At 54.7% G+C, this 24,555-nt stretch carries 27 protein-coding genes; 6 read left to right on the top strand and 21 right to left on the bottom strand.

All coding sequences use genetic code 11. From position 1 onward, the window contains the following. Positions 1-22: 22 nt before the first annotated feature. From BLO51_RS00125 to BLO51_RS00085, 9 genes are all read right to left on the bottom strand, one after another. A complete protein-coding gene (locus BLO51_RS00125) occupies positions 23-892 on the bottom strand; it encodes a carbohydrate ABC transporter permease (protein WP_425415793.1) in 870 nt (289 codons plus the stop codon). A 131-nt stretch (positions 893-1,023) separates the two neighbouring features. Next, entirely contained in the window at positions 1,024-2,307 is a 1,284-nt protein-coding gene (locus BLO51_RS00120; protein ID WP_090665554.1) for an ABC transporter substrate-binding protein, read from the bottom strand. A 165-nt stretch (positions 2,308-2,472) separates the two neighbouring features. Further along, entirely contained in the window at positions 2,473-3,660 is a 1,188-nt protein-coding gene (locus BLO51_RS00115) for a response regulator transcription factor (RefSeq protein WP_090665551.1), read from the bottom strand. After that, positions 3,657-5,366, bottom strand: a complete 1,710-nt coding sequence (locus tag BLO51_RS00110) for a sensor histidine kinase (protein ID WP_245719471.1) — start codon at positions 5,364-5,366, stop codon at positions 3,657-3,659. The genes BLO51_RS00115 and BLO51_RS00110 overlap by 4 nt, the downstream gene beginning before the upstream one ends. Positions 5,367-5,582: 216 nt before the next feature. Then, the gene (gcvPB, locus tag BLO51_RS00105; RefSeq protein WP_090665547.1) at positions 5,583-7,160 is read right to left on the bottom strand and encodes an aminomethyl-transferring glycine dehydrogenase subunit GcvPB; all 1,578 of its coding nucleotides are present in this window, start codon (positions 7,158-7,160) and stop codon (positions 5,583-5,585) included. A gap of 33 nt (positions 7,161-7,193) precedes the next feature. Further along, positions 7,194-8,585: an aminomethyl-transferring glycine dehydrogenase subunit GcvPA gene (gcvPA, locus tag BLO51_RS00100; RefSeq protein ID WP_090665546.1), complete on the bottom strand. Its 1,392-nt coding sequence runs from the start codon at positions 8,583-8,585 to the stop codon at positions 7,194-7,196. A gap of 23 nt (positions 8,586-8,608) precedes the next feature. Further along, positions 8,609-9,391: an SDR family NAD(P)-dependent oxidoreductase gene (locus BLO51_RS00095; RefSeq protein ID WP_090665544.1), complete on the bottom strand. Its 783-nt coding sequence runs from the start codon at positions 9,389-9,391 to the stop codon at positions 8,609-8,611. Positions 9,392-9,436: 45 nt separating this feature from the next. After that, a complete protein-coding gene (locus tag BLO51_RS00090) occupies positions 9,437-11,131 on the bottom strand; it encodes an amylo-alpha-1,6-glucosidase (RefSeq protein ID WP_090665542.1) in 1,695 nt (564 codons plus the stop codon). A 290-nt stretch (positions 11,132-11,421) separates the two neighbouring features. Then, entirely contained in the window at positions 11,422-12,195 is a 774-nt protein-coding gene (locus BLO51_RS00085; RefSeq protein WP_090665540.1) for a DeoR/GlpR family DNA-binding transcription regulator, read from the bottom strand. 157 nt (positions 12,196-12,352) lie between these two features. Between BLO51_RS00085 and BLO51_RS00080 the strand changes: the two genes are divergently transcribed. Then, entirely contained in the window at positions 12,353-12,685 is a 333-nt protein-coding gene (locus BLO51_RS00080; RefSeq protein ID WP_174551174.1) for a low molecular weight protein tyrosine phosphatase family protein, read from the top strand. A 13-nt stretch (positions 12,686-12,698) separates the two neighbouring features. Here the strand turns inward: BLO51_RS00080 and BLO51_RS00075 are convergent, their stop codons facing one another. The 3 genes from BLO51_RS00075 to BLO51_RS00065 all read right to left on the bottom strand — a co-directional run bounded on the left by BLO51_RS00075 (position 12,699) and on the right by BLO51_RS00065 (position 15,975). Next, positions 12,699-13,784 carry a CapA family protein gene (locus BLO51_RS00075; RefSeq protein ID WP_090665535.1) on the bottom strand — a complete coding sequence of 362 codons (1,086 nt, stop codon included), beginning with the start codon at positions 13,782-13,784 and terminating at the stop codon, positions 12,699-12,701. Between the two features lie 86 nt (positions 13,785-13,870). Then, positions 13,871-14,830 carry a 2-hydroxyacid dehydrogenase gene (locus BLO51_RS00070; protein WP_167670060.1) on the bottom strand — a complete coding sequence of 320 codons (960 nt, stop codon included), beginning with the start codon at positions 14,828-14,830 and terminating at the stop codon, positions 13,871-13,873. After that, positions 14,827-15,975, bottom strand: coding sequence for an aminotransferase class I/II-fold pyridoxal phosphate-dependent enzyme (locus BLO51_RS00065; protein ID WP_143006797.1), 1,149 nt, complete (start codon positions 15,973-15,975; stop codon positions 14,827-14,829). The genes BLO51_RS00070 and BLO51_RS00065 overlap by 4 nt, the downstream gene beginning before the upstream one ends. A 169-nt stretch (positions 15,976-16,144) precedes the next feature. Here BLO51_RS00065 and BLO51_RS00060 point away from each other — a divergent pair, with 169 nt between their 5' ends. Then, a complete protein-coding gene (locus BLO51_RS00060; RefSeq protein ID WP_090665529.1) occupies positions 16,145-17,248 on the top strand; it encodes a UDP-N-acetylmuramoyl-tripeptide--D-alanyl-D-alanine ligase in 1,104 nt (367 codons plus the stop codon). A gap of 114 nt (positions 17,249-17,362) precedes the next feature. Here BLO51_RS00060 and BLO51_RS30710 read toward each other — a convergent pair whose 3' ends face one another. The 6 genes from BLO51_RS30710 to BLO51_RS00040 all read right to left on the bottom strand — a co-directional run bounded on the left by BLO51_RS30710 (position 17,363) and on the right by BLO51_RS00040 (position 19,960). Next, positions 17,363-17,488 (bottom strand): hypothetical protein, encoded by a 126-nt coding sequence (locus BLO51_RS30710; RefSeq protein WP_281180301.1) that lies wholly within the window; start codon positions 17,486-17,488, stop codon positions 17,363-17,365. Continuing rightward, on the bottom strand, positions 17,473-18,129 hold the full coding sequence (locus tag BLO51_RS00055; protein WP_090665527.1) for an HAD family hydrolase: 657 nt from the start codon (positions 18,127-18,129) through the stop codon (positions 17,473-17,475). Before BLO51_RS00055 ends, BLO51_RS30710 begins: the two co-directional genes overlap by 16 nt. Positions 18,130-18,260: 131 nt before the next feature. Continuing rightward, entirely contained in the window at positions 18,261-18,683 is a 423-nt protein-coding gene (locus BLO51_RS00050) for a GNAT family N-acetyltransferase (RefSeq protein WP_167670059.1), read from the bottom strand. A gap of 10 nt (positions 18,684-18,693) precedes the next feature. Then, the gene (locus BLO51_RS28375) at positions 18,694-19,074 is read right to left on the bottom strand and encodes a hypothetical protein (protein WP_143006795.1); all 381 of its coding nucleotides are present in this window, start codon (positions 19,072-19,074) and stop codon (positions 18,694-18,696) included. Positions 19,075-19,185: 111 nt separating this feature from the next. Continuing rightward, a complete protein-coding gene (locus tag BLO51_RS00045; RefSeq protein ID WP_090665523.1) occupies positions 19,186-19,605 on the bottom strand; it encodes a ribosomal maturation YjgA family protein in 420 nt (139 codons plus the stop codon). Then, positions 19,592-19,960, bottom strand: a complete 369-nt coding sequence (locus BLO51_RS00040) for a winged helix-turn-helix transcriptional regulator (protein WP_174551166.1) — start codon at positions 19,958-19,960, stop codon at positions 19,592-19,594. Before BLO51_RS00040 ends, BLO51_RS00045 begins: the two co-directional genes overlap by 14 nt. A gap of 209 nt (positions 19,961-20,169) precedes the next feature. Between BLO51_RS00040 and BLO51_RS00035 the strand changes: the two genes are divergently transcribed. Together BLO51_RS00035 and BLO51_RS00030 are read left to right on the top strand one after the other, a co-directional pair. After that, positions 20,170-20,730 (top strand): NAD(P)H oxidoreductase, encoded by a 561-nt coding sequence (locus BLO51_RS00035; protein WP_090665519.1) that lies wholly within the window; start codon positions 20,170-20,172, stop codon positions 20,728-20,730. A 301-nt stretch (positions 20,731-21,031) separates the two neighbouring features. Continuing rightward, positions 21,032-21,616, top strand: coding sequence for a LysE family transporter (locus tag BLO51_RS00030; protein WP_090665517.1), 585 nt, complete (start codon positions 21,032-21,034; stop codon positions 21,614-21,616). Positions 21,617-21,892: 276 nt separating this feature from the next. Here the strand turns inward: BLO51_RS00030 and BLO51_RS00025 are convergent, their stop codons facing one another. After that, complete coding sequence (locus BLO51_RS00025) at positions 21,893-22,222, bottom strand: hypothetical protein (RefSeq protein WP_090665514.1); 330 nt, start codon at positions 22,220-22,222, stop codon at positions 21,893-21,895. Between the two features lie 117 nt (positions 22,223-22,339). Between BLO51_RS00025 and BLO51_RS00020 the strand changes: the two genes are divergently transcribed. Then, positions 22,340-22,936, top strand: coding sequence for a pentapeptide repeat-containing protein (locus BLO51_RS00020; protein ID WP_090665512.1), 597 nt, complete (start codon positions 22,340-22,342; stop codon positions 22,934-22,936). A gap of 124 nt (positions 22,937-23,060) precedes the next feature. Here the strand turns inward: BLO51_RS00020 and BLO51_RS00015 are convergent, their stop codons facing one another. Both BLO51_RS00015 and BLO51_RS00010 read right to left on the bottom strand, forming a co-directional pair. Further along, positions 23,061-23,615, bottom strand: a complete 555-nt coding sequence (locus BLO51_RS00015; RefSeq protein WP_090665510.1) for an O-acetyl-ADP-ribose deacetylase — start codon at positions 23,613-23,615, stop codon at positions 23,061-23,063. 55 nt (positions 23,616-23,670) lie between these two features. After that, positions 23,671-24,225: an SMI1/KNR4 family protein gene (locus BLO51_RS00010; protein ID WP_090665507.1), complete on the bottom strand. Its 555-nt coding sequence runs from the start codon at positions 24,223-24,225 to the stop codon at positions 23,671-23,673. 113 nt (positions 24,226-24,338) lie between these two features. Here BLO51_RS00010 and BLO51_RS00005 point away from each other — a divergent pair. Further along, a partial coding sequence (locus BLO51_RS00005; protein ID WP_143006794.1) for a transposase occupies positions 24,339-24,555 on the top strand: 217 nt, incomplete at its 3' end.

Genomic DNA, 24,555 nt, shown 5'->3' with positions numbered 1-24,555 from the left:
GGTCCCTCCTCCCCCAGCATCTTTAAGCGGCTTTCCGCCGCTGCTTGCCCGCCCGTTTTGCCTTCACTTCGCCCTCGTAGTACACCCACATGCCGGTGGAGCGGAAGACGAGCATCGTTAGCGTCAAGATGATCAGGAACATGATCCATGCATTCGCTGCGGCGTAGCCCATATGAAAATATTTAAAAGCATTTTCATAAACATACATGGCGTAAAAATACGTCGAGTTCGACGGCCCTCCACCGGTCAGCGTCAACGCCAGCGTCAGCTGCTGGAACGCGCCGATGATCGAGGTGACGAGGTTGAACAGCAGCGTCGGGCTGAGCAATGGCAGCGTGATCCGGAAAAATCGGGTGAACACGCCGGCCCCGTCGATGGAGGCTGCCTCATACAGATCGCCCGGGATGTTCTTAAGCCCGGCCAAAAAGATCAGCATCATCGAACCCTGCGCCCATAGACTCGCGCCTACCATAGCCGCCAGCGCCCAGCCCGGCTCCCGAAGCCAATCCGGTCCGGCAATGCCGACGAGCGACAAAAAGTAATTCAGAATGCCGTACTCCCCGCTGTATACCCACGCCCAAATCATCGCGAGCGCGACGCCGGAGATGACGGACGGCAAATAAAAGATCGTGCGGAATATGCCGCTTCCCCGCACTTTTTGATTCAGCAGTAAGGCGAGCAGCAGCGCTACCGATAAATTCAGCGGCACAAAGATCGCGGCGAATTTGAGCGTAACGCCGAGCGACTCCCAGAAAAGCGGGTCGTCGGTGAACATCCGGGTATAATTTTGCAACCCGACAAACGTACGCTCTCCGGCAATCGGCCAATCGTACAAGCTGATCACCAGCGAAAACAGCAGCGGCCCCAGCGTGAAGGAAACGAAACCGATCATCCAGGGAAGAACGAAGAGGTAAGGCGTAAGCCAGCCTCTTCGTTTCAATCGGATGCCCGGCCTCCTAGCTGCCTGTCGAACGGCGGTCGTATCCATAGGTCCATCCTTCTTCCGTTTTTCGCCTGACGGCTTTATTTGAAAAATTTCTCCGAGTCTTTGACGGCCTTGTCAAGCGAATCCTTCCCATTCTGACCGAGCATCATCGTACTGATCGCCGACTTGAGGTTGCGGTTCACTTCGTTCCATTTCGGATTCAGCAGGAACGCCGGCGTATCGTCGCAAGTCTCCAGCATTTTGTAGAACGATTGGTAGAGCGGGTCTTCGTCGAGCTTTTTCTCGGTTACGACGCTTTTGCGCACCGGCAGGTCGGAGGTCCGCAGCTTAATCGCCTCGTCGGACGCATAATACTTGACGAATTCCCAAGCCAGCTCTTTGTTCTTGGACGATTTGGAGATGGATACCGCCGATTCGGAGATGACGCCCTTGAGCTTCTTGCCCGGGAAGGCCGGCATAATGACCGTACCGACGTCGATTTTTGCCTCCTTGAAGCCGCCCAGCGGCCATACGCCGCTTTCCCACATGGCGATTTTGCCCGCTTTGAAGATGTCGTCACCGGACTGCTGGTTTTTGCCGCCGACAATGACAGCCGTTTTGTCCTTGACCAAGCTGCCGAACAGTTGCAGCACTTCGGCCGTTTCTTTACCGTTCATGAACCCTTCGATCGACTTGCCGTCCGGGCTGATAAAGCTGCCGCCGTTGCTCCAGATCACCCCCTGCAGATCATACGGATCGTTCTCCGCCCGGACCCCAAAGCCGTACTGCTTCTTGGCGGGGTTCGTCAGCTTTTTCTCCGTTTCCTTGAAGTCGTCCCACGTCCAGCCCGCTTTCGGATACGGTACGTTCGCCTCGTCGAACAGCTTCTTGTTATAGTACATAACGCGGGTCGTAAACCCGGCCGGCATGCCGTATGTCTTGCCGCCGATCTTCACGTAGTTGAACAGTCCGGGATAAAAATCGTCCGGCTTCAACCCGGCATCGGCGGACATCATCGCATCCAGCGGTTCGAGGTTCTGGGAATAGGTCGGAAAATCCCACATGTACATCACGTCAGGCGCGTTGTTCGCTCCGATTGAAGCGGCCAGCTTCTGGTCGAAGCCGTCCCCGTACGCCTCCACCTGCACCTTGACGCCGGGGTGCTTCGCTTCGAATTGGCGCGCAATCGTCTCCTGGATTTTGAGCAGATCGCCCGTATCCCACGTAGCAAAACGCAGCGTCACCTGCTTGCCTGATTCGGACGATGGCGTCTGCGCCCCTGCTGCGCCGTTTTGAGGTTCGCTTGCCGGCTTGCTGCACCCGGAGGCCATGACTGAAGCGGACAATATCGCTGTCGTAACAAGAAGCATCCTTCGGTTCATTTCGAATTCCCCCTGAACGTCTGTTAGTTAACCGCTTACATGCTTATTGTAACGAGAGTAAAGCGCATACAAAACGGAGGGATGTTCGGAAAATCGTGCATCATCGGCTGCACGAACGGCCTCTGCCAAGCAAAGGTGTCTTTTCGTTCGATGAGAGCCGTGTTTTTAGATGGCGCTTCGTTCTTCACGCCGCTCGCTCCGGTATTGGCTCGGCGTTTTACCGGTGCAGCGCTTGAACCATTTGCTGAAATATTTGGCGTCGGGCATGCCGATCTTATCCGCGATCTCCTGAACGGTAATCCCTTTGGCGGCAAGCAGCTCGCAGGCGATTTTTAGCTTCGCCCGGTACGTGAACGTGACGAAGCTTTCGCCGACCGTCTTTTTGAACAGCGTGCTGAAATGGCTGCGGCTCAGCCCTACCTCATGCGCCACCACGGACACGGACAGCTGGGTATCCGCATGCCGGACGATCAGTTGCACCGCTTCGGCAATCGGAGCGGGCCATTGCCCGACGCTGATGCGATACTGCTTCTCCAACTCCATCTGCCCACGGGCTTTGCGCACGGCGTCGATCCATGCCTCTCGTCCGGCCAGCGGCGCTAGCCGGGACCAATGCAGCTCCGGCCGCTCGGCCTTGCGCTCGCTCAGCCGGCTGTCCCACTCGCGCTGCTCGGCTTCGGGCACAAACAACAGCAGGTGTCCGTCCCCGAAGAGAAGCACCTCGCAAGGTTCGCCCGGCGCGCTGCCGCGCAGCTCGCGCTCCAGCGTCCCGCCGCATTTCCCGGGCGCGGAGATCAGATACAGCGCGGTCGGCGCATTCATCCAGTTCCACGCCCCTTGAAGCAGCCGGTCCAGCTCGGCTGGAAACCGGTCGCCGACGCCGTACAACCATTCGAGCAGCATCCCAGAAATCGCGGGGGCGGCAAGCTCGGCGGCGGTGTTCCGTGGAGCCTCGGCGCCAGCCGCACCGAGCTCTTGACGGAAGGCAGCCAAAAACTCCTCCAGCTCCTCGTCGTTGAACGACGTCTTCAGCAAATAGCCGGAAGCGCCCAGCTTAATCCCCTGCTGCGCATATTCGAAATCGCGGTGACAGCTGAGCAGCAATATTTTAGTCCGGGGCTCATATGTTTTCACTTTGCGGGCGAGCTCGATTCCGTCCATCTCGGGCATGACGATGTCGGTGATAACCACATCCGGCCGGTGCTCCAGAAACGCTTCCCAGCCCCGGCTGCCGTTAGGCACGTCCGCTACGACGGTCATTCCGTACTTCTCCCACGGCACCGTCGAAATCAGCCCCCGGCGGATGATGACTTCATCGTCGGCAATTAGCACTTTAATCGGTTTGGCATTCATGCGATTCCCTCCTTGGCTTTGATCGGCAATCGGATAACGATGCAGGTCCCCGCTCCCGACGCGGATTGAACGGACAGCCCGTAAGCCTCGCCGAAATGCAGCTTAATGCGCTCCTCCACATTGCGGAGCCCGATGCTTCGGCGTTTTCGGACGCCGTCCGGGTGCGGCTGAAGCAGTTGCTGACGCGTGCGCTCGCCCATGCCTTTTCCGTCGTCGATCACGGAGACCAGCACATCCGCGCCGTCCGCTTCGACGCGCAGCACGATCGTCCCCTCCCCGTCCTCGAACGCGTGAAAAAACACGTTCTCCACCAGCGGTTGAAGCGTCATTCGCGGAACGTCCACGGCGGACAGGTCGATCCCGGCAGTTTCGATCCGGTAAGCGAACACGCTGCCGTACCGCAGCTCCTGTAAATTCAAATAATGATCGATCACCTCAAGCTCCCGCGCCAGCGTAACGAGCTCCCGGTCGACATTCAGGTTGCCGTCCAGCACGTTGGTTAAATGATAAATCATTTTGTTGACGTCGGTGGCACCTGCCAATCTGGCCTTCCATTGAATGGAAGCGAGCGTATTGATGAGCAGATGCGGGTTGATCTGATGGTGCAGCGCGCGAAGCTCGGCTTCTTTTTTCTGGCGTTCGACCTGTTTCACCTCTTGAAACAGCGTCTGAAGCTGCCCCACCATCCGGTTGAAGCTGTGAGCGAGCAGCCCAAGCTCGTCTTCGGACTCCACGTCGATCCGCGTATCGAGCTTTCCAAGGCTGACCCGCCGGATCGATTCTTTCATTTTCTTGACCCGCTTGAGCAGCGGAGCCGAACACATATAAGCCAGTACGAACGCGAACATAATCGACAGGCTGACCGCAGAAAACGTAAAGGTGCGGATCAGAAGCGACGGCTTATAAAATTGCTCGTACGGCGTCCGCACCTCAATCGTCCAGTCCGTCTCGTCTGAATGCTTCGTCCAGACGACATCGTCGTCCCGCTTCGCAAACGAGCCCTGCGTCTGGTAAACCGTTTTGCCGCCGCCGGTGATCGTCAGCTGCGAGCCGGTATCCTCCTCGAATTCGTGAAACATCCGCAGCAGCTTGTTGGCGTTCGTTTCGATCAAAATACTGCTGTTCTCCAGCACCCCCACCTGATTGCGGATGCGGAACAGCAGACCGATGACTTTCTCCCCGGGAATGCGGGCCGTGTCGTTATAATGGTTCGGCTCGTACAGGTCGAAGCGGTAGCCGTCGGCATCGTCACGAAACCAAGGCTCCGCCTTGAGCAGATCGAAGCGGATGATCCGATCGCCGTAATAGTAGCCCGATTTTGTAATCAGGAAAATGCCCTTCATATCCAAAGACTTATGGGCTTTCAAATACTGCTCAAGCTGCTGCTCCTCTTGGAAGCCCTTGTACGTCGTCGGCACCTCCTCGTGCAGCACCGTAAACTTTGGGTCGAGCAAGTACGACAAAATGTCGCTGACCGTATACTTCATTTGCCCCAAGGTGGAATCGATCTGAAATTGCAGCTGCGAGGCGGAGTTTTCCCCGTAGCGGCCAAATTGCTCGTTGATCGTTCCCGACGATTTGTGATACAGTACGTATCCAAGCGTCAGCAGCGGAATCGCGGCAGCAAGCGCAATAAGCAGCATCAGCTTGGTCTGCAGGGTACTTCGGACACCCCGCGGCAGTTTCAATCCGTTTCCAGGCAGCATGGACATCCCCCGCAAGCAGTTGTTTTTGTGATCTAGTAAGCGCTTTCTCTCTTTATAATACCACGCCCCGAAGACCGCCATCATCAAGCGCAGGACCAGCGCCTGCCGGATACTTTTCCCTTTGCGGCCACGTCACATGAAGCAAAAAGCCGGACTCCAAGGCGGATTCCGGCTGCTGCTCACATGGTCGGGATCACCCCGGCTTTATTTTTTTGCTCAGGACTCGATACCGGCTTCGGCCGGGGCGGTCTTTTTGAGATAAGCCCGCCAGGTGATGCACCATTTCGCCGGGTCGTCGAAGCTCGATTCGTCGATCCGGTGCACGGTGCTGTTGTGCGGGGCGCTGCGGACGATGTCCGGCTGCTCGTAGGCTTCCTTGGCGATCTGCTCCAGGGCGCTCACATATTCGTCCAAGTCTTCCTTGGAATACGATTCGGTCGGCTCCAGCGTGAACGGCTGCGGCACGATGTACGGATGATGGCTGGTCCAGTAATGGAGGCCGAAGTCGCACATGCGGCGCTGCACGTCTTCCGTCGTAATGCCGGTTTCCTTGGTCAGCCGCTCCCAGCTGTAGCGCACCTGCTCCAGCCGTCCGCCCTCCACGTACGGGGCGCTGGCGCCTGGAATTTTCAGGATGCGGCTGTACAAATAGTTGTTGTTCAGGACCGCCACCTTCGCCGCGTTCAGCAGCCCTTCCGGTCCCAGCGCGCGAATCCACGCGTACGCGCGGAGCACCGTCGGGGCCACGCCTTGGAACATGCGGACTTTGCCGATGCTTTGGGCGGGCGAATGGTTCAGCGTGTAGCGGGTTCCGTCCGTTTCGACGAGCGGGCCGGGCAGAAACGGGGCCAGCCGCTCCGTTACGCCGAGCGCTCCCGTCGCCGGGCCCCCGCACATATGAGGGGCGGCGAACGTTTTGTGCAGGTTGAAAAAGCACATGTCGAAGCCCGCTTCCTTCGCCCGGGTAATGCCGAGCAGCCCGTTCGCGTTCGCTTGGTCGTAATAGCATATCCCGCCTGCGGCGTGCACAAGGTCGGTAAACTCGCGAATCCGCGGGTTGAAGATGCCCGTATCCTCCGGATTGGCAACGACGAAGCCCGCCGTCCGCTCGGAGATTGCCCCCCGCAGCGCTTCCAAATCCGGGAATCCGTCCTTGTCAGGGTACAGCGTAATGATTTTGTAGCCTTTGACGGCGGCTGTCGCCGCTTGTGACGGATGGGAAAATATAGTGGTTATGATTTCGTCCCGCTTGTCGCCTTCGCCGTTCGCTTCATGGTAGGCCCGCACGATGGACGCCATCGCAAATAACGCCTGCGTCCCGCTCCCCGGCTGGAACGTGAACCGGTCCATGCCCGAAATCTCGCGCATCGCGAGGTCCAGTCGGTGGTACACCTCCAGCATCCCCTGTACGGTCGACTCGTCCTGCAGCGGATGCAGCTCGGAAATTTTCGGATTGCGGACCAGCATTTCGTTGACCCGTGGAATGTATTTCATCGTGCAGGTACCCTGCCCGATCTCGACGTTGAAATCCGAGCCCAGCGTCTCCTGCGACAAGCGCAGATAATGGCGCAGCACCCGGGCTTGCCCGATCTCCGGCAAAGCCGGAGCTTGATTGCGCAGCATGCCTTGCGGCACGCAAGCTTCGGCGTCCCCTACGGCCGCCGCCACTTCCTCGCTGACGGACGGCGGGATGACGCCCCGCTCGCCCGGCTGATGCAGCTCGAAAATGACGGGTTCGTCCCATTTGGCCTGATGAAATTGACGCACGTTCCGGTTTCTAGGTATCCGTTTCATAGGTATTCGCGTGGCTCCCTTCTGCCCTCGGGCTTACAGGACCGCCTTCAGAGCGGCCGCAAGCGCGTCGATATCTTCTTTCGTGTGGATTTCGGTAACGCAGTAGAGCGCGCATTGGCCCCAGGCCGGAAATTCGCCGGACAAATCCTTGCCTCCGAAGACGCCGTGCTCCAGCAGCCGCTTGTTGATGTCGCTCACTGTGCGCCCCGTCCCGTTGAAATCGACGACGAACTCTTTGAACGACGACGCCTGAAACCGAATCCGCACCCCCTCCAGCTCCGCCAGCCTGCCCGCTGCATAGCGCGCCTGCCGGATGATCGTTTCGCCAACCTCGCGCATGCCGTGAGGCCCCATTAAGGCCAAGTAGACGCCTGCCGTAATTCCCCACAGCGCGGTCTGGGTCCCGACTGATTCTTTTCCCTTCTCCCGCTTGGCAAAAGAAGTCCGCTCATAAGCGACGTCTCCGAAGCCGTATTCGCCTTCGACCACGGTCGGAGCAATGCCGAACAGGCGGGACGGATATTCCATGACGAATTGCTCCTCGTCGCGCGTGGCGATAAAGCCCGATTGACCGCCGCCGTACTGCATGCGGATACCGAGCGGCTGCAGGTCGCCGCAGACGATATCTGCGCCGTACCGGGACGGCGGCTCAAGCAGGCCGAGCGAGATCGGATCGACGCCGACGACGAAAAGCGCGCCTGCCGTATGCGCCAGATCGGCGATTTCACGGCCCTTCGTCTCGATATGTCCGATGTAGGACGGATTCTCGATATATACGGCGGCCGTGTCGGCCAACATCTTCGCCTTCAGGTCGGCCATGTCGAGGAGTCCGGTGTCGGGCGCGTAATCGACGAGCACGCAGTCCATCTGCGGCGACAAATAATTGCGGATGACCCGCAGCCGCTCGGGATGCATCGTTGCCGGAAGCAGCGCTGTACGGCGGCTGGTGATACGGCCCGCCATCCGCAGCGCGGTGGAAGCCGCCTGCGCCCAGTCGAACGTCGGCACGTTCACGACGTCCATGTCGACCAGCTCCGCCAACAGGCTCTGGTACTCGAACAGCGCCTGGAAGCGGCCATGGTCCTCGTAAGGCTCGCCCGCATACGCGGTGACGAACTCCGAGCGCTGGTTGATTTCATCGCAAACGGCCGGCACAAAATGCTGCCAGCAGCCCGCTCCGAGAAAGCTGATCGTTTCCTTCGCGCTCCGGTTGCGCTCCAGCAACCTATCGACATAACGCTGCAGCTCGTACTCGGACAGCGCCGGCTCCACGTTCAGCGGGCCCGTCAGACGAAGCTCCTTCGGCACCATGCGGTACAGCTCGTCAATATCGGAGACGCCGATTTCGTCTAGCATCGCCCGCTGGACCTCAGGCACGGTGTTGGGGATATACGGATGAGACGTTGTTTTTTTAAGCGTGGCCATGCGTCGCAATTCCTCCTTTTTCGTTATGCCAGTCCTCCACCGTCGACGACAAGCACCGAGCCGGTCACCCACGAGGACATGTCGCTCGCGAGAAACAGCACGGCGTTAGCGATGTCGTCCGGCGTGCCGATGCGCTTCAGCGGCCGTTCGAGCGCCGACGCTTGCACAAACGACTGCTCTTCCCGCTGGAGCTGCTTCGCTTCGTCCCGCAGCAACGGCGTATCCGTATCTCCGGGACAGACGCAGTTGACCCGGATCTGTTGTCCGCCATGGTCGATCGCCATCGCCTTCGTCAGATTGACGATCCCCGCCTTGGCGGCGCAGTAGGCGGCGGCCCGGTCGCCGCCTTTCAACCCCCAGCCGGACCCGGTGTTGATGATGCTGCCTCCGCCGCCTTCGGCCATGAGCGGAACCGCGTATTTCGAGAGCAAAAAAGCGCCCTTGAGCGAAATATCGACCACCGCGTCCCATTCTTCCTCCGTCATTTCAACGACGGTGCGCCGCCGGATAACTCCAGCGTTATTGAACAAAATATCCAACCGGCCGTATTCCCGGCGTATCGTTTCTACCGCTGCTTCGCAGTCGGCCGAAGATGTTACGTTGCAGCCGACGAAGCGGGCCGCAAGCCCTTCGCTCCGAAGCTCTTCTGCGGCTTGACCGCCGGCCTTCTCGTTCACGTCGAGGATGACGACGGACGCCCCGTGCCGGGCCAGCTTCCGCACCGTAGCGAGTCCGATCCCCGAAGCGCCTCCGGTGACCGCAGCGACTTTTCCATCCAATGCAAGCCATTGTTCTGTCGATTGCATCTCCCTTGTTCCCCCTTATCCTCGGACAAGCTCCGTTTAAGCGGCTTACGCCCCATACTCCCGGGCCAGCAGCAGAAAGACGCTGGACGTCCACGTGAACGCCCGGTCCCGCAGCCCGCGCCCTTCGAGCGCGTCGAAGTTTTCGGCCATGCCTGCGGAAGTCGCCATCCGGCAAAAACGCCTCGCAACGTCGGCCGCGAACTGCTCCTCGCCCGCCTCCTTCAGCCCTTCCACGAGCAGCAGCATGACCGGGGCCCAGATCGGTCCCCGCCAATAGCCGTCCGGCGCGTACAGCGGGCTTCCGACGCTTTCGGTGGCGAAGCCGTGCGCCGTCAGAAAGCGCCCTTCCTCGCGCAGCCCTTCGATCAGCTTGTGCAGAATCGGCTCTGGCAGACGCTTGCCCAAAACAACAGGCAAATACGCCATCAAACTGTCGCCTTCGCCGGCTCCGGCATGCGTGCCGGACTGTACGGCCTGGAAGCGGTCGCCGCGCCAAAAATGTTCAATCATCCGCGTCAACAGCTCCTGTGACCGGCGCTCCCACCGTTCCGCTTCCCCGGCGCGTCCCAGTCTGGTCGCCACTGCGGCAAGCGCCTCCATTTGCAAAATAAGAAAGGCGCACAAATCGGGACTTTCCACGGGAATCGCCGCCAAAAAGACCGTGCTGTTGTCCCACCCGGAGTCGTTGCCATGATTGTACTGTGGTACGCCGTCGCGGTCGTCGTCACGGTAATCGAACCACCACTGCGTCCAGCGGGCCAGCGGCTCGTAAATTTCCGCAAGCCGCTCCTGCGTAACGGCCTCGGAACGGTTCATCAGCCATCGCAGCGTCCAGCCGTGGATCGGCGGCTTACAGCAGTTCCACAGCGCATATTTATCGTTCATGAAATCCGGCAGCATCCCGCTATCGTCCTGCCGGTCAAAAAAGATTGCAAACTGGTCCCAAGCCAGATCGGGATCGGCTGCGGCCAGCGCCATCGCATTGAAGCAGTGGTCCCAGCTCCAAATGTTCGTCATCCAGTTTTTAGACATATACATCGCCGGACGGGGCAAATACCCGTCGGCCTGCACAACGCAGGACCAAGTAATATAAGCGGCCAGCTCCTCGGCTTCGGACCAGACCGCGGCAGCGGCGGGCATCCGGCTTCGCCAGGCGGCGTACTCGCCGCCCACCTGCGCAAGCCCTTGGTCGAACGATCCGGGGCGCGGCGGGCGCGGAACGGTGCGGTATTCCTCCAGCGTAAGCTCCAGCCTCCCGTCGCTGCCCGGCACGCCGTCGAACGCAAGCCGCTGCGCCTTCACCCCGTCCCAGCGCACATCCTCGTGAATCGACCCGGCTACAGGGGAAAGCAGAAAGCGTCGTTCCCGCACGAAGCTGTTGAACTCCCAGCCCCGCTCCCCGAGCGGAAACGCATAATCGTATACGCCGGGCGCGCAGGTCAACCGCACGCCGACACCCTGCGTGCGAACACGTATAAAATCCGGCTCCGGTATGCACCACTCGGCTGTTCCTTCCTTCGCTTCAAGAAGCAATAACGTCGGAGAAGCGGAGCAAGTAAAAGGAACGGCTTGGCCGCCTACGAGCAGCTCGATTCGGAACACGGCTCCGATATCTTGATCCCCGCCCCGCACGAGCCTCAAGTACAGACCGGCTTCCCTCTCGGGATGCGCCGTAAGCATCGAAAAGGCAAAATACGAACCGAAACGGCTGAACGGCACGGTATGAAGATCGAACCACATGCAGATTCCGATAGCCCCCCCGTCGTCTTGTTATCGGCTCTCTCAAACGAAAAGAGTAAGAGAGCGTTTACATGAATTATAAGTAAAATGCGTTTCCCGCAAAACGGCTTTCTGTTCGCTGCTTCGTGTCTGTTTGCACGTTTTTCCGCAGGACCGTTCCGGAAGCCCGCCAGGGTGTCATTTTGTTCGCAGCGGATCGTAAGTTTATCCGATAACGAACGCTCTTATGTAGCTACAACAAAAATAGAGCAAGCCGGCCGCTCGCTCTAGGTTCCACACGATCTTACTATTTAGTCCTCCGCAATAAGAATCTCGATGTCTTTCTCTCTCAGCTGATGAATCCAGTCGGCTGGACATTCCCTGTCGGTGATGATCATCGAAATATCTTGCAACGCCGCAATGTTGGCGAATGTCGTTTTTCCGAATTTCGAATGATCGGCCAATACGACCGATTCTTCGGCCCGCTCGATCATTTTGCGCGAGACGCTCGCTTCGTTTAAGTCATAATCCGTAATCCCTTCGACGAGCGAGATGCCGCCGACGGAAATGAACGCTTTGTGCACTTTGAATTGCTGAAGCATCGCTTCGGTCAGCGTCCCCCCGACGGATTGCTGATTCACGTTGACCGCCCCGCCGGCAAAAATAATCCGGCCCTTGAACAGCTCCATCGCCAAAAGCAGCACCGGCACGGAATGGGTCACGACGGTCACATCGGGCCGGTGCTGCAAATGACGGACGATCTCCATCGTTGTCGTTCCGTTGTCGATCATGATCGTTTCGCCCTCTTTGACCAACGAAGCCGCCAGCTTGCCGATGGACGTCTTGGCGCTGTTGTTCATTTGCTCCCGTTGGATGAACGGCGGCTCCCAGCTGTCCATGCGGGTTTTGACCGCACCGCCGTACACTTTTTTGAGCAGGCCTTCCTTATCCAGCCTGTCCAGATCCCGCCGGATCGTTTCCGGCGACACGTTCAACTGCTCGGCCAGCGCATGCACCTGCACTTTTTCGTCCTGCGTCAGCTGCCCCATAATCGTTTTTTTGCGTTCCTCGAACGTTAATGACACCGCCGCCCCGCCCTTCTTTGATTTATGCTTATTGTTGAATGTTTGTGTTGTTTATTGCTTTATGGTAACGTGCAGCTAGAGGGATGTCAAACCATTTGATGTCGTAAGACGGGGACCATTTCCTCTAAAAACAAGCGGAAAAGGCAGGTTGAAACCGATAAAACTATTATTTGTATGCAGCAGAAACAAGTGGCGGAGTCTGACGGCCGAAAAAATCTTTCACCAGTGTAACGGATATGACGTCCGGTCCGCGGGGACGGAGGAACAAGCCCGGATCAAGATAACCGAGGGGCATATCGGCTGGGCGGAACTTATTTTTGTGATGGAGAAGAAGCATGTGGCAAGGATTCGCCAGAAATTCCCCCATGCCGCCGCAAGCAAAAAGATGATTTGTCTGGACATCCCGGACGAATACAAATACATGGACGAAGACTTGATCGAAATTCTCAAATCCAGAGTTTCCGAGCATATCGACCTGCCGGACAATTGAACCCGGCAGCGGCTTACTCCTTTGGATTATACATGCGAAGCGTGCTGCGGTAGGCCCGTTTCATCCGGTCCAGCTGCCCGGCGAAAAAGGGTTCTGGCTGCGCAATGGCCTTCCGAAGCGGCACAATCCGGCACTTTTTTTGCTTGCCATTCCTTGCAATGCATACCCATGTCGGGACGTACTCGACCCCTGCGAGCCGGACGGAACCACGGGATGCTTTGCGAATTCGAATACGGACGATCAACCCGCTTAAAGCAGCATCCTTGCTGTGCAGCCGGGTGGAAATAAAGTTACCCAGCGAGTAGATCGCGAACCGGTCTCGTGTCCGGCCGTCGACGTCTTTCACCGTGCGACACACCGCCGGTTGAAGAACATGCGGATGCGAACCAAGCACCACATCAGCCCCCTGACGAAACAAAAACCGGACCAGCTCCTTCTGGTGAGCGGATGGACTTTGATGATATTCGTAGCCGCAGTGCATGCACACAACAATGAAATCCGAGATAGCCCGTAACCGCTTCAGATCCTTCTTCATACTCGCACGGACAAGCTTCTTGACGCCGGCCGGCTGGTTCTTCGGAATCGGTATCCCGTTCGTGTCTCTCGTATAGGATACAATGCCGATACGGACCCCCTCGACATTTTGAACAAAGAGCGATCGGGACTCCTGTCGGTTCCGGAACGTTCCGACATGGGCGATCCCGTTCTTGTCGAGCACTTCGAGCGTCCGTCTGAGCCCGCGGATGCCATAGTCCATGCAATGGTTATTTGCCGTAGCAAGCACATTGAAGCCGGACGCCTTCAGCGCGGAGGCGAAGGCATCCGGACAATTGAAGGACGGATTGCCGGTCTTCGGATTGCGCTTCGTCTTCATGTAGCCGTCTTCCGGTCCCCCGGCGAAGGTGGTTTCGAGATTTCCGATCGTCAGATGCGCATCCTGCAAATAACGGGCAACCGATTCAAACGCCTGCTCGAACTTATAAAGTCCGCCTTTATTGCCGACGGAGTCACGCGGTTTGTCACCGGTACGCATCAGTCGAATCAGCAGCGGCTTCATCAAAAGATCGCCAACAGCGGCAATGATAATCTCTCGCGACATACCATCGTCCTCACTATAGCTGGGCTGAAATTCTCCATCCACTATATGCAATACCGCCGGATTGGTTCAGCCGGGACAACACGTGATCATTCGCTTTCCGGTTTCTTCGAGGCCAGAAACTCCTCATTCACGATATTCCGCGGCATTCCGCTTATATATCCTCGAATGTTATCCAGCAACTCCTTCATATTGGCTTCCCGGGCAGTATCCGTATACCACGCCGTGCCGGGCGTAAATACAACGATATCGAGCTTATACAAAGGGTTGCCGGTCACCTGTGCCAGGTCGTCAAGGCCCGCGCCGGCGATTTTCCCGTCCCGAAGCAGGGCAAACAACGCTTCTTCGTCCACCAGACCGCCCCGGCTCGTGTTGATGAACAGGGCCGTCTTTTTCATCAAAGACAGCAGCTCCGAGGTGATCATCCCTTTCGTCTTGGCATGGAACGGCACATGCAGCGAGACGACGTCGCTTCGCCGCATCACCTCATGGATATCCGCCGTTTCCACCCCTGGGACGGCCCTTCCGGACCGGTTCGCGCCGATCACCTGCATCCTGAAGCCCCGGGCGATCCGCGCCACCGCCTGCCCGATGCGGCCTGTGCCGATCAGCCCTAACGTTCGGCCTGCCAGTTCGCCCGCGAGGAAAGGGCCGTACACATGGCTCTCCCCTTGCCGGACAAGACGATCCGCCCGGATGATGCGACGATTGACCGCGAGCAGAAGCGCAAACACATGCTCCGCGACCGCTTGCGCCGAATACGTCGGACAATTTGACACCGAAATTCCCGCGGCTCCGGCCGCCTCGATATCGACCAGATCGTATCCGGTCATGACGAGGGCGATATGCTTCAGCCTCTGCAGCTTCCCGAACGCCAATTCCCGAAGCCGCGTCCATTCCACAATCGCAATGTCCGCCTTTGACAATCGTAGAGCGGCCGTCGTTGCGTCTGGGCGGTCGTAATACACTTCAAACTCTCCGAGCTTCTCCATCTCTCGCACAAAATTGTCCGGCAGGTAGGTAGGCTGATCCAGATAGATGATTCTCATACCGAATCCATCCTGTTCGTCATCAGTGCCGATTGCAAGATGTTGCAGGCCTCGGCGAACATATTCGGGCATCGGGCAAGCGCAATCCGGATATATCGCTCCCCCTGTCCGTGGTCGTGCCAGTAGAAGTGGTCCCCCGGCAAAATCCCGAGCCCCAGCCGCTGCAGACGGTCCACCATGTCCAAGCTGCGGACGTTGGGGTCGGTGATGCGAAGCCATTCGACGCTGATCGTCGAACCCGGATTGTTCAAGACTAGCCCTGAGGAGCGAATGGCTTCCCGCAGCGTCTTGCGGTTCCGGTCAATGGTTTCCCATATGACGGACTGCAATCCGTGCCGCGCGGTGTCCTTCAAATATTCGATCAGCAGCTGCAGGATAAAGGGCGAAACGTTAAGCAAAATATCGTTGTGAAGCTCAAGCACGTCATCGGCCAAATCTTCGCTCATTGCCAAAATGCTGCATTTCAGATCCTGGGTCGGCCATGTCTTTCCCGTATCCTCCACCATCAAATAGCTCATGTTCGACTTTTCCAGCAGCTCATACTGATCCCATAAAGGCTTTCTTGAGAAAAATCGGAACGTGCAGTCAACGATAAGCAGCTTGCCGTATTGACCGCACATTGCAACAAGCCTCTCCCATTCTTCCCGCGACAGCTCGAAGCCCGTCGGGTTGTTGGGAAGCGTAACGAACACCGCATCCGCCGCCAGTCCTGCGAACGTCTCTTCCATCCGGTCGAGCCTGAGCTCCTCCTCATGCAGCGGCGTCAAGGCTACGTTTCTTCTTTGCAGCAGCGTCGCCAGATTGTCGAAGCAGGGATGCAGCAGCGCGGTCGTCAATCCCCGCGAAGCCAAATAGGTAGCGATCAAATCGGTCGACAACGAAGCCGAATAACAGAACAGCGTCCGGGTAAGACCGGCGGCGGTCGGCTGTCCGGCCAAGGTGTAGAACAGACGGCGGAACTCGTCTTCCAACTCCGCTTGCCTCGCCGTTTCCGCCTGATCGAACAAGTCGGGCAGCCGCCCGATAATTTGCCGCTGCGCATCGCTTTGCGGCTGATGGGCGTGGCCGTCGGCTACGTTAAACAACTGATTGATGCCGATCGATTCATACCTCGTCAAATTCGGCATCCGCATTAATGATTTCACTTGTCTCACTCTCCACCTGCAGAATCAAGGGTCAGTCATCTTACACCATATGGGTATTCCCCTGCCGCCGGACTCGTACAAACGCCCATTTTTTCCCACATACCCACTCCATCCGCTTGCGCCCGGCGTAGACTAAAGCGTATATTCGCTGTGAAAAGGTGGGATTTGCATGCCGGCTCGGAACATTCCCGTCATCGCTGTGACAGGCAGCGCGGGAAAAACGACCACGAAAGAAATGATCGCTTCCATCCTGCGGAGACGGTGGACCATTTTCAAATCGGTGTCGAACTGGAATTTGCCGCCGAACACGCGCAAGTACGCCAAGCAGATTCATGCCCGGCACCGGGCGGCCGTGCTTGAATTCGCAATGCTTCGCAAAGGGCATATTCGCGAGCATTGCCGCTTGATCAAACCGGGCTACAGTATAATTACCAATGTCGGAACGGCGCATATCGGCAATGTCGGACACCGGGTCCAAGGCATCGCGGCCGCGAAATCAGAGCTGATCCGGCACATGCGGAAGACCGGAACGCTCGTCCTGAATGCGGATAATGCGAATTCCAGGCTGTTGTCCGTCAAAGGATTTCAAGGCAGGCTGCTGAAGGTCGGCATCCGCAACAAAGCCCATTACAAGGCACGCGGCATCCGGTTCTTGGGCCGGGGGGTGGCCTTCCGGGTTCGGCTGAACGGGAAAGAGGAGCGATTTTTCATTCCGTGTCTGGGGGTTCATAACGTGTACAACGCGCTTAATGCGATCGCCATTACGCACAGCATGGGATTCACGGCGGGCAAAATCCGCAAGGGGTTGGCGAACTATCCGATTCCGTATCGCCGCTTAGTTCGAACGGAGCTGCCGAGGCGAATCACCTTGATCGACGATACGTTCAGCTCCAATCCCGATGCGACCAAGGCTGCCCTCGACACGCTCGCCTCGGTAAACCGAAAGCACAAAATCGCCATCATCGGCTATATGAAGGACATGGGAAAATACGCCGTCCGTGCTCACGATGAAGTCGGAAAGTATGCCGCCCGAAAAAGACTCACCCGGCTCTATACGGTCGGAAAGCTCGCGAGGCATATCGCATCGGGCGCCAGAAACGCGGGCTTCCCCGCAACACGCATCCGCAGCTTCGCGTCCAGGCCGCAGCTTCAGCGAGCGCTTGCCGGGACGATCAAGCCGGACACCGCGATTCTAGTCAAGGGCACCCATTTATTAAAGCTGGAGAAGACCGTTTCCTTCCTGAAACGAAGTTTATCCGGGAAGCGGTCCTAAGACAGACCCGGCAAGTCCCGGCGCATGCACAAAAACCGCCTTGCCGCAGCAAGCCGGTATGTTTTTCAGCGGTAGTGGAGGGGGAATCGCGCTCTCCCCCATGCCAGCCACCATTCATAACATAATAGAACGTTCCCCGAATCTTTCCTCCAGCCCCGCGCAAACGATCCGTCTTGCCTGCTCCTGCGTCTCTTCGGTCACTTCCGTCACGCTCAGCATAATGTTCAACCGTAGATCCAATCCTGAACCTCCGAAATATGGCCGATTCTCGTTATTGGGCTAACCCCTTTATCCATCATCGCTTCCATACTCGTCCTGTAGCTGATAAACGGAATGCCGGCCCCGGCGGACGCTTTGCCGTCAATCCAGGAATCACCCACCGATATCCATTCGTCCGCCGCAATGGCACGGAACTGATTCAAGGCATACGTAAAACCGGAAGGGGACGGCTTCAGCGCTTCCATCTGCTCTCTGCCGATGATGGAGTCGAAATAAGACTTGATTCCCGTTACTTCGAGCGCCTTCAGGGCAGCGGAAAGCGAATTGTTCGTGACCACGACCAATACGAACTTGCCGAATAACGATTCGATCAGCTCCGGCACGCCTTTCTCCAGCCCCGCGCCTTCCATCCCGCGCACTTCATGCTTTTCCGCGATGTTCAGACAGGAGAGGTATAAGGCTTGGTCCATACCGGCTTGCTTGGCCTGTTCAAGCATGGTGGATGTCGTATGCTCATGGAGCGGGAACCGCTCCGTCAAAATACTGTGCCCGACCAATTGCCGGTAGATGTCTTCCTTCATTGCCGCAAAATCGATGCGGGATTGCAGCAGCGTATTGTCCATATCGAAAATAATGCCTTTATATTTGCGATTATCGCGCATCGAAGTTCCCCGCTTCCCGTTTTAGTTTATTTTAAGCAAGCACCCGCAGCACAACGTCAATCTTCCTGCCGTGAAAGATGACGCCGCAGTTCGTCCAAATGAAAAAATCGACCATACCATTTTTCAGCAGCCTATAAAGCGAAGCCTACGCACTTGTATTGGTGCACCTGTTGAAATCCAAGCCGGAGTGCTAATTTATTCGACGCTTCGTTGCTCTGTGAACAATCCCAGTAGGAAGAAAAGCCACTCTGGGCAATATCTTTCACTACCAGACTTGCCAGACATGCGCCCACTCCTCTTTTATGATGCTGAGGAAGAGTTTCAATCCCGATCGCGTGCGTTTCCTTAGTTACAAAGCTGGAATAGCAAACACCGATAATTGTAGAACCTTCAATTGCGGCATAACCGTAACCTTTATTATAAAAATCCTCTTGTGTTTCCCAGAACTGGTCAATGTGAGCATACACAAATTCCCGATTGAGGAAATCTTGATTTCTCCATTCTTGTGATCGTAAATTAACGGTCTGGAAACTACCATCACTAGAAAGATTCACAGCGGGTGCTTCAGAATAGGATGACACGTACACGATTTGATCCCATAGATGCAGTTCCCTCGCAGCAAATAACGAATTCAGGCCTCCATCGATCATGATGGCCTGAAACTTCAAAATAGTTCATGCCAAGTTCCCCCATCCTTGGTGCAATACTGCTTCCTATAATGCCATCAAGCTTGTCGGTAAAAGCATCATTGGTTTCGTCTCCGATAAGATAAAATCCTTTCATACCCTTGCTCCATACTAAGGCGGTTCTTGGCGAGTCGATTCGATCGGTAAATATCCACCCCGGATTATTGTTTTCTAAAATGGATTGAACCTCAGGATGAGGATGACCATTTTCAAGAAGGGGCGCAATCTTATAAAAATGATCCCGAGACAGTTCGTACATAACATTGTGACCCCTTTACTTTTCCATGATTCGCTTTAGCGTTCGCAAGTCGCTCTCGATCATCGCCGTGTCGTTCGCGGAGCTTTCATCCGACACGGACATCCGTCAACATCACGAGCGTTTGCGCCAATGCCAAACCATGTCGAGCAGGGAAGAGACAGCAATTCCCGCGCTATACCGCACGAGGTCCGCCGCCAAAAAGCCTTTTCCCAATACTAACGCCCCAAGGGTGGTCTCCCGGATCCGATTGATCCAACCGGCCTGGTACAGCTGGCTGAACTCGATCGCAAAGCAAAACGCGAGGCTGCACCACAACGCGAAAGAAATCTTCTTATGTACAAAGCATGCGCGAAAGCCAAAGTAAATCATGGAAGCCCACAATGCATCGCCAAAGTGCTCAGCCACAAAGACAGGCAAACGGTCGGCGAACGTTCTGGACCCTAAGCCTAACGCCATAGCAGCGAAAACGGCCACGATATAGGCAATCCGGACTCTCCGTCGCCGTGCGGAGCTCTCGTTAAATGTGCTCATAGGTATAGTCCGGACAATCTTCCAAGACGGCCGATCTGTCTCCATAAACTTTATCCAAATGCCTTTCTCCCCACGCACAAAAGCTCTCCAGAACCGTTTTCAGGCTCAAGCCGTATTCGCTAAGCTCATACTCCACTTTGGGAGGAATTTCATGGTAAACGATCCGGTGGATGATGCCATCCTTTTCGAGCTCGCGAAGCTGCTGCGTCAGCATTTTTTGGGTGATGTCGGGTATTAATCTTCTCAGCTCATTGGTGCGCTTTTTGCCGGTTGTCAAATGGTATAGGATGATGCTTTTCCATTTTCCCCCGATGACTTCCAGCGTGACCTCTACTCCAATGCGATATTTCTTCAAGGTTACGCTCCCTCGCCTTCCCAAGGTAATAGGATCGGTATAAAAAGGATACTACAGAACCTGAAAGTGCCTACTGCACTTTGAAGTGCGTACTTCACACCATATTTTATATCATCCATAATAACATCTGTAACCGGCCATTGACTACCGCATCGAACTGTTATCCATTGAAGCCGCCGGGAAAATACACAAAGGAAGGTCGTTAACCCATGAAAGCTCTTGTCACCGTCACTCACCCCCGCCAAAATTCGCTTACGCACGCTGTAATGAACCGTTTTATCGAAGGCTTGAAGCAAAACAACCACGAAGTTGATCTGTTGGACTTGTACCACGACGGATTCAATCCTGTATATACGGCTGAAGATGAGAAAGATTGGATCAATCCTGACAAAATCTACCCTCCCGAGGTTCGCAAGGAAATGGACCGGATTCTAGCGGCGGACACGCTTGTTTTCGTGTTCCCGTTATGGCAGTACAGCGTGCCTTCGATGCTTAAAGGGTACTTGGACAAAGTATGGAACTTGGGGCTGTTCGGGAAAGTGAGTAATAAAAAAGTGCTGTGGATCTGCCTGGCTGGCGGGGATCAAGAGCATATGTCAAAATACAAACGCGAGGAGATGCTGACGCACTATCTCAATGTAGCGGTTTCTGGCTACGCCCGCATGCAGGAATCCAGGGTTGAGCTACTATGCAACACCCTTTCGGAATCCAAGGAGCATATTGCGAGTTTGTTGGAACGCGCTTATCAGCTAGGACGCGAGTACGAATGATAAGTAAACCTTGCCCCATCAGGCAAGGTTTCTTTGCATAAAGGTCAGTGCAGTCCTCCACGCTTTGCGGGCCGCAGCAGCCGCTGCTTCGGCCCGGACTCTTTGCTCCACCTCCCTGATCGTCGCCCGATCCCCAGCTCCAAAGTTCCGTCGATCCTGTTCGGCGCCCGCGAAAAAACGCAAGCAAACTCCCTTGAAATGGCGGTTGTGCAATATAACCTTATTGTTGTATAATCATAACGCACGAATATATGTCATAACATATGGTTATTTTACTATAACATACATAGAGGTGCGAATGATGCTTATCCTTCCTTTCCTGTCGTACATCATAGCGACGAGCTTCACGCCCGGCCCCAATAACATCATGGCGATGTCCAACGCGAATAAACACGGGCTAAGAAAAACATTTCGATTTATTTTTGGCGTCACCGTCGGATTTTTTGCCATTATGCTGTTGTCCAGCTTTTTCAATCTGGTTTTATACAACTATATCCCGCGGATTAAATTCGTAATGAACCTGTTGGGGAGTCTGTATATGGCCTATCTCGCCTTCAAAATTATGAAAGTTCATAAAACACAAAATAAAGAACAAGTTAACGACACGTTAAACTCGTTCTTTACGGGATTTATTTTGCAATTTATTAACCCCAAGGGGATTTTGTACGGGATCACGGCCATCTCCACCTTCGTCATTCCGTTCTACAAGTCCGGCCTTAGCTTGCTGCTCTTTTCCGTGCTGCTTGCGTTTGTCGGATTCCTGTCCACGTTCATGTGGGCGGTGTTCGGTTCGTTGTTTCAAAAGTTTTTGTCCAACTATGAACGGCCCTTTCATATCGCCATGGGGTTATTACTGCTGTACAGCGCAATCTCCATCTTTTTGTAAGCTGCCCGATCGCTGTTCAAACAAGCATCCGAGAACGCCCCGGGGTGTTTTTATAAAATAGCCGGTTACAGAAAGCTCCGGAAAAAATATGGCATTCGCTTGATAAGAAATTGCAGTCGATATCATTTTTTATGTTTTTCGATATTTTCCAAAATATTTCCCTTTTGGGGTCTCATTTGAGCCACAGCAATTCTCATGATCATACCTCCGCTGTTTTTACCCAGGATTGTACACAATGCTCTTCCATGTTTACCGTGTTTTGTTCCGACATCGGCATCACCCTTCTACCGGCATTATTAATTCAGGCTCCAATACAAAGTCTTTGGCGATCACTTCTAAGAAGGCGTCATCATTGTCTCTCCAATTAGCAAAAATAAATTTCCTGTACGGCGCCGGATACTTATATTCACTTATCGCGTACAACATCATGCCTTCCGCTTTATGCATATTAATTGTTAGCACATCCCTTAAATAAAGGGTCAAATTCTCTCCTTCCATGCCATGTAATGTAATAATAAGCCCCTGCCCATCATCCAGAATTTCGACAATCGTGCTGTCGTGGACTCTATAATCACCTACATAAGAGATAAAATCGGATTCTTCCATAAATTCCTCCGTTAAGTTTTTTGTGAAGCCCCATTTAATTCGTGCTCAAATGAACTCTTAAGACGTTTATGATATGGTATACTGAGGAAAAAACACCTCTAAGGAATGTGATGCGTTTTGTTTATAGAAGAAGAATATTATGACGAGCACTTTTTGGAGGCCCAATACTCGCAGAAGGAAGTAACCTCAATCCGGTTCTACGATTGCACATTTACCAAATGCGATTTCAGCGAGACGGTCTTTAAGGATTGCAAATTTTCGGGATGCACCTTTGAAAGCTGTAATTTAAGCTTAATTCAAGTGCTCGACTGCGACTTCTCCCAGGTTTCCTTCACCCATTCCAAATTGATTGGCATCAACTGGTCCGAGATGGCTCCGCCCCGAAAAATCGGGTCCGGTCTGCTCCGATTCGAAGAATGCACCCTAAGTCATTCCACTTTCATCGGACTGACGCTGCCGAAGTGCGTAATCACAAAATGCACGGCAAAGAATGTAGATTTCAGGGAAGCCGACTTTACGGAAGCGAACATGAGTTCTACGGATTTCTCCGAAAGTCTATTTGACCGGACGAACTTGACGGCCGCGGACTTCTCCTTTGCAACCAACTACATGATCGACCCGGGACTCAATCCAATCCGGAAAGCCAAATTTACGCTGCCCGAAGCGATATCTTTGCTCTATTGCATGGATATCCAATTGATCGACGGCGACTAACCTTATCCCATAGTCCCACCTGCCCTTTGTTAAAACGACCATCCATGGTCTTCCGGCAAGCACTCGTCACACCGTAAATTTCCATCAACTGTAAGCACCATTATTTAGCTCGGAAATACTTCTTTTATATCACATACTCCCGCAAACGCTCCCGATAAATCCGGCAATTTTCCTCATCGAAGCAGACGAACAAAATCTGCTCTAGACTCGACTCGTGATGGCCACGGATGAAATTGGATACTGCCTCTAAAGCAATTTTGGCAGCCAAAGCCTTCGGAAACCGATAAATGCCGGTACTGATATTAGGAAAAGCGATACTGCGGGCATGATTTTTGCAGGCTAAATTCAATGTGTTTACATAGCAGTTCATTAATTTCTGTTCCTCACCGCTCTTTCCGCCGTTCCAAACTGGTCCTACGGTGTGAATCACAAATGACGCCGGTAAATTTCCCGCTGTCGTCACAACGGCTTCTCCGATCTGGCAGCCGCCCTGCTGATCTCTGATCTTCCTGCATTCCTCCAAAATCTGCTTGCCGCCAGCCCTATGGATGGCTCCGTCAACCCCGCCACCGCCAAGCAAGCTTGTATTCGCGGCATTCACGATGACATCCGCGGCTATTTTTGTAATATCTCCTTGGAGTAACTTTACGGTAGTCGTTTGCAGCTTTATCTCTTCCATGATTGAACCTCCAAGCAAATATTTTCTATATTAGTTGAACTAAAGACGATAGTATCTATAGGCTCCGAAGATAACGGGTAAACACTTTTTCCATAAGTTCTTCCGGGCTCTTGGCGAGCGGTTTCACTTTATTCTCTTCGTGAGCGTAATAGTAGAAGGTCGTAGCTGTATTGCTCCCGGAGCCATCAAACAGAATCAAATCGCCGTCCGCTTCTTTCCAAAACTCGCCGAGGACGCCATAGCGTTTGCCTAACAAATCGAGCATATACACATCGCCCAGTGCAATTTGAATACCTTCCAATGAAATTCGCGAAACGGTCAGCAAAAAATTAGCCACGTCTTGGGGCAACTGAATGTTCATCAAACGCTCGTATTCTTTTATATCCTGGATGGTTGCGTTCGCTTCGAAGCTGTCGTCTTCGGAAAAACCGTTTTTTAACGAACTTGCAAATTTGGGATACGCTTCAATAAGCCGGGGGTGCTCCTCCTGCAACTGCTTCCATTTCCGTTTATTTCGTTCCTTTTTCGCCTTGACGGATTCGTCCAGCTCTTTCCTGTCGTTTTCCTGATACCGATCTGATTTGGCGAATGGAATGTTGTTGCTTTCCAAATATTGAACGGCGCCTTTTTGACTAGGACGTGTCTGAAAACTATCTATTGCTTCAAAGAAGAAACCGTAGCATAATTTTACAGGGACGAGATCACGAGGAGGCCTGTAAAATTATGCTACGACGCCACGAAATCAAGGACCAGGATTGGGAACGGATCCAAGGTCTATTGCCACCCGAAAATACAGGCGAAGGCAGACCCTCGAAGCCCAATCGAGTCATGCTGAATGGAATGCTTTGGAAAGTAAAAACAGGGGCTCCTTGGCGTGATTTGCCGGAACGTTTTGGTCCTTGGAAAACCGTATATTCCCGTTTTCGTTTGTGGAGCAAAG

Origin of the sequence: Paenibacillus tianmuensis, assembly GCF_900100345.1 — a bacterium.
GTDB lineage: Bacteria > Bacillota > Bacilli > Paenibacillales > NBRC-103111 > Paenibacillus_G > Paenibacillus_G tianmuensis.
The sequence above is the reverse complement of the archived record's forward strand: the minus strand, read 5'-3'. Positions and strand labels throughout refer to the sequence as shown.

Bases quoted from the DNA above. Each gene is read 5' to 3' on its own strand.
- BLO51_RS00075 (WP_090665535.1), bottom strand. From the start codon at position 13,784: ATGTCGCGAGAGATTATCATTGCCGCTGTTGGCGATCTTTTGATGAAG.
- gcvPA (WP_090665546.1), bottom strand. From the start codon at position 8,585: ATGGCCACGCTTAAAAAAACAACGTCTCATCCGTATATCCCCAACACC.
- BLO51_RS00120 (WP_090665554.1), bottom strand. From the start codon at position 2,307: ATGAACCGAAGGATGCTTCTTGTTACGACAGCGATATTGTCCGCTTCA.
- BLO51_RS00115 (WP_090665551.1), bottom strand. From the start codon at position 3,660: ATGAATGCCAAACCGATTAAAGTGCTAATTGCCGACGATGAAGTCATC.
- BLO51_RS00070 (WP_167670060.1), bottom strand. From the start codon at position 14,830: ATGAGAATCATCTATCTGGATCAGCCTACCTACCTGCCGGACAATTTT.
- BLO51_RS00030 (WP_090665517.1), top strand. From the start codon at position 21,032: ATGCTTATCCTTCCTTTCCTGTCGTACATCATAGCGACGAGCTTCACG.
- BLO51_RS00090 (WP_090665542.1), bottom strand. From the start codon at position 11,131: ATGTGGTTCGATCTTCATACCGTGCCGTTCAGCCGTTTCGGTTCGTAT.
- BLO51_RS00060 (WP_090665529.1), top strand. From the start codon at position 16,145: ATGCCGGCTCGGAACATTCCCGTCATCGCTGTGACAGGCAGCGCGGGA.
- BLO51_RS00025 (WP_090665514.1), bottom strand. From the start codon at position 22,222: ATGGAAGAATCCGATTTTATCTCTTATGTAGGTGATTATAGAGTCCAC.
- BLO51_RS00035 (WP_090665519.1), top strand. From the start codon at position 20,170: ATGAAAGCTCTTGTCACCGTCACTCACCCCCGCCAAAATTCGCTTACG.
- gcvPB (WP_090665547.1), bottom strand. From the start codon at position 7,160: ATGAAACGGATACCTAGAAACCGGAACGTGCGTCAATTTCATCAGGCC.
- BLO51_RS00095 (WP_090665544.1), bottom strand. From the start codon at position 9,391: ATGCAATCGACAGAACAATGGCTTGCATTGGATGGAAAAGTCGCTGCG.
- BLO51_RS28375 (WP_143006795.1), bottom strand. From the start codon at position 19,074: ATGTACGAACTGTCTCGGGATCATTTTTATAAGATTGCGCCCCTTCTT.
- BLO51_RS00045 (WP_090665523.1), bottom strand. From the start codon at position 19,605: ATGAGCACATTTAACGAGAGCTCCGCACGGCGACGGAGAGTCCGGATT.
- BLO51_RS00125 (WP_425415793.1), bottom strand. From the start codon at position 892: ATGATCGGTTTCGTTTCCTTCACGCTGGGGCCGCTGCTGTTTTCGCTG.
- BLO51_RS00055 (WP_090665527.1), bottom strand. From the start codon at position 18,129: ATGCGCGATAATCGCAAATATAAAGGCATTATTTTCGATATGGACAAT.
- BLO51_RS00110 (WP_245719471.1), bottom strand. From the start codon at position 5,366: ATGCTGCCTGGAAACGGATTGAAACTGCCGCGGGGTGTCCGAAGTACC.
- BLO51_RS00015 (WP_090665510.1), bottom strand. From the start codon at position 23,615: ATGGAAGAGATAAAGCTGCAAACGACTACCGTAAAGTTACTCCAAGGA.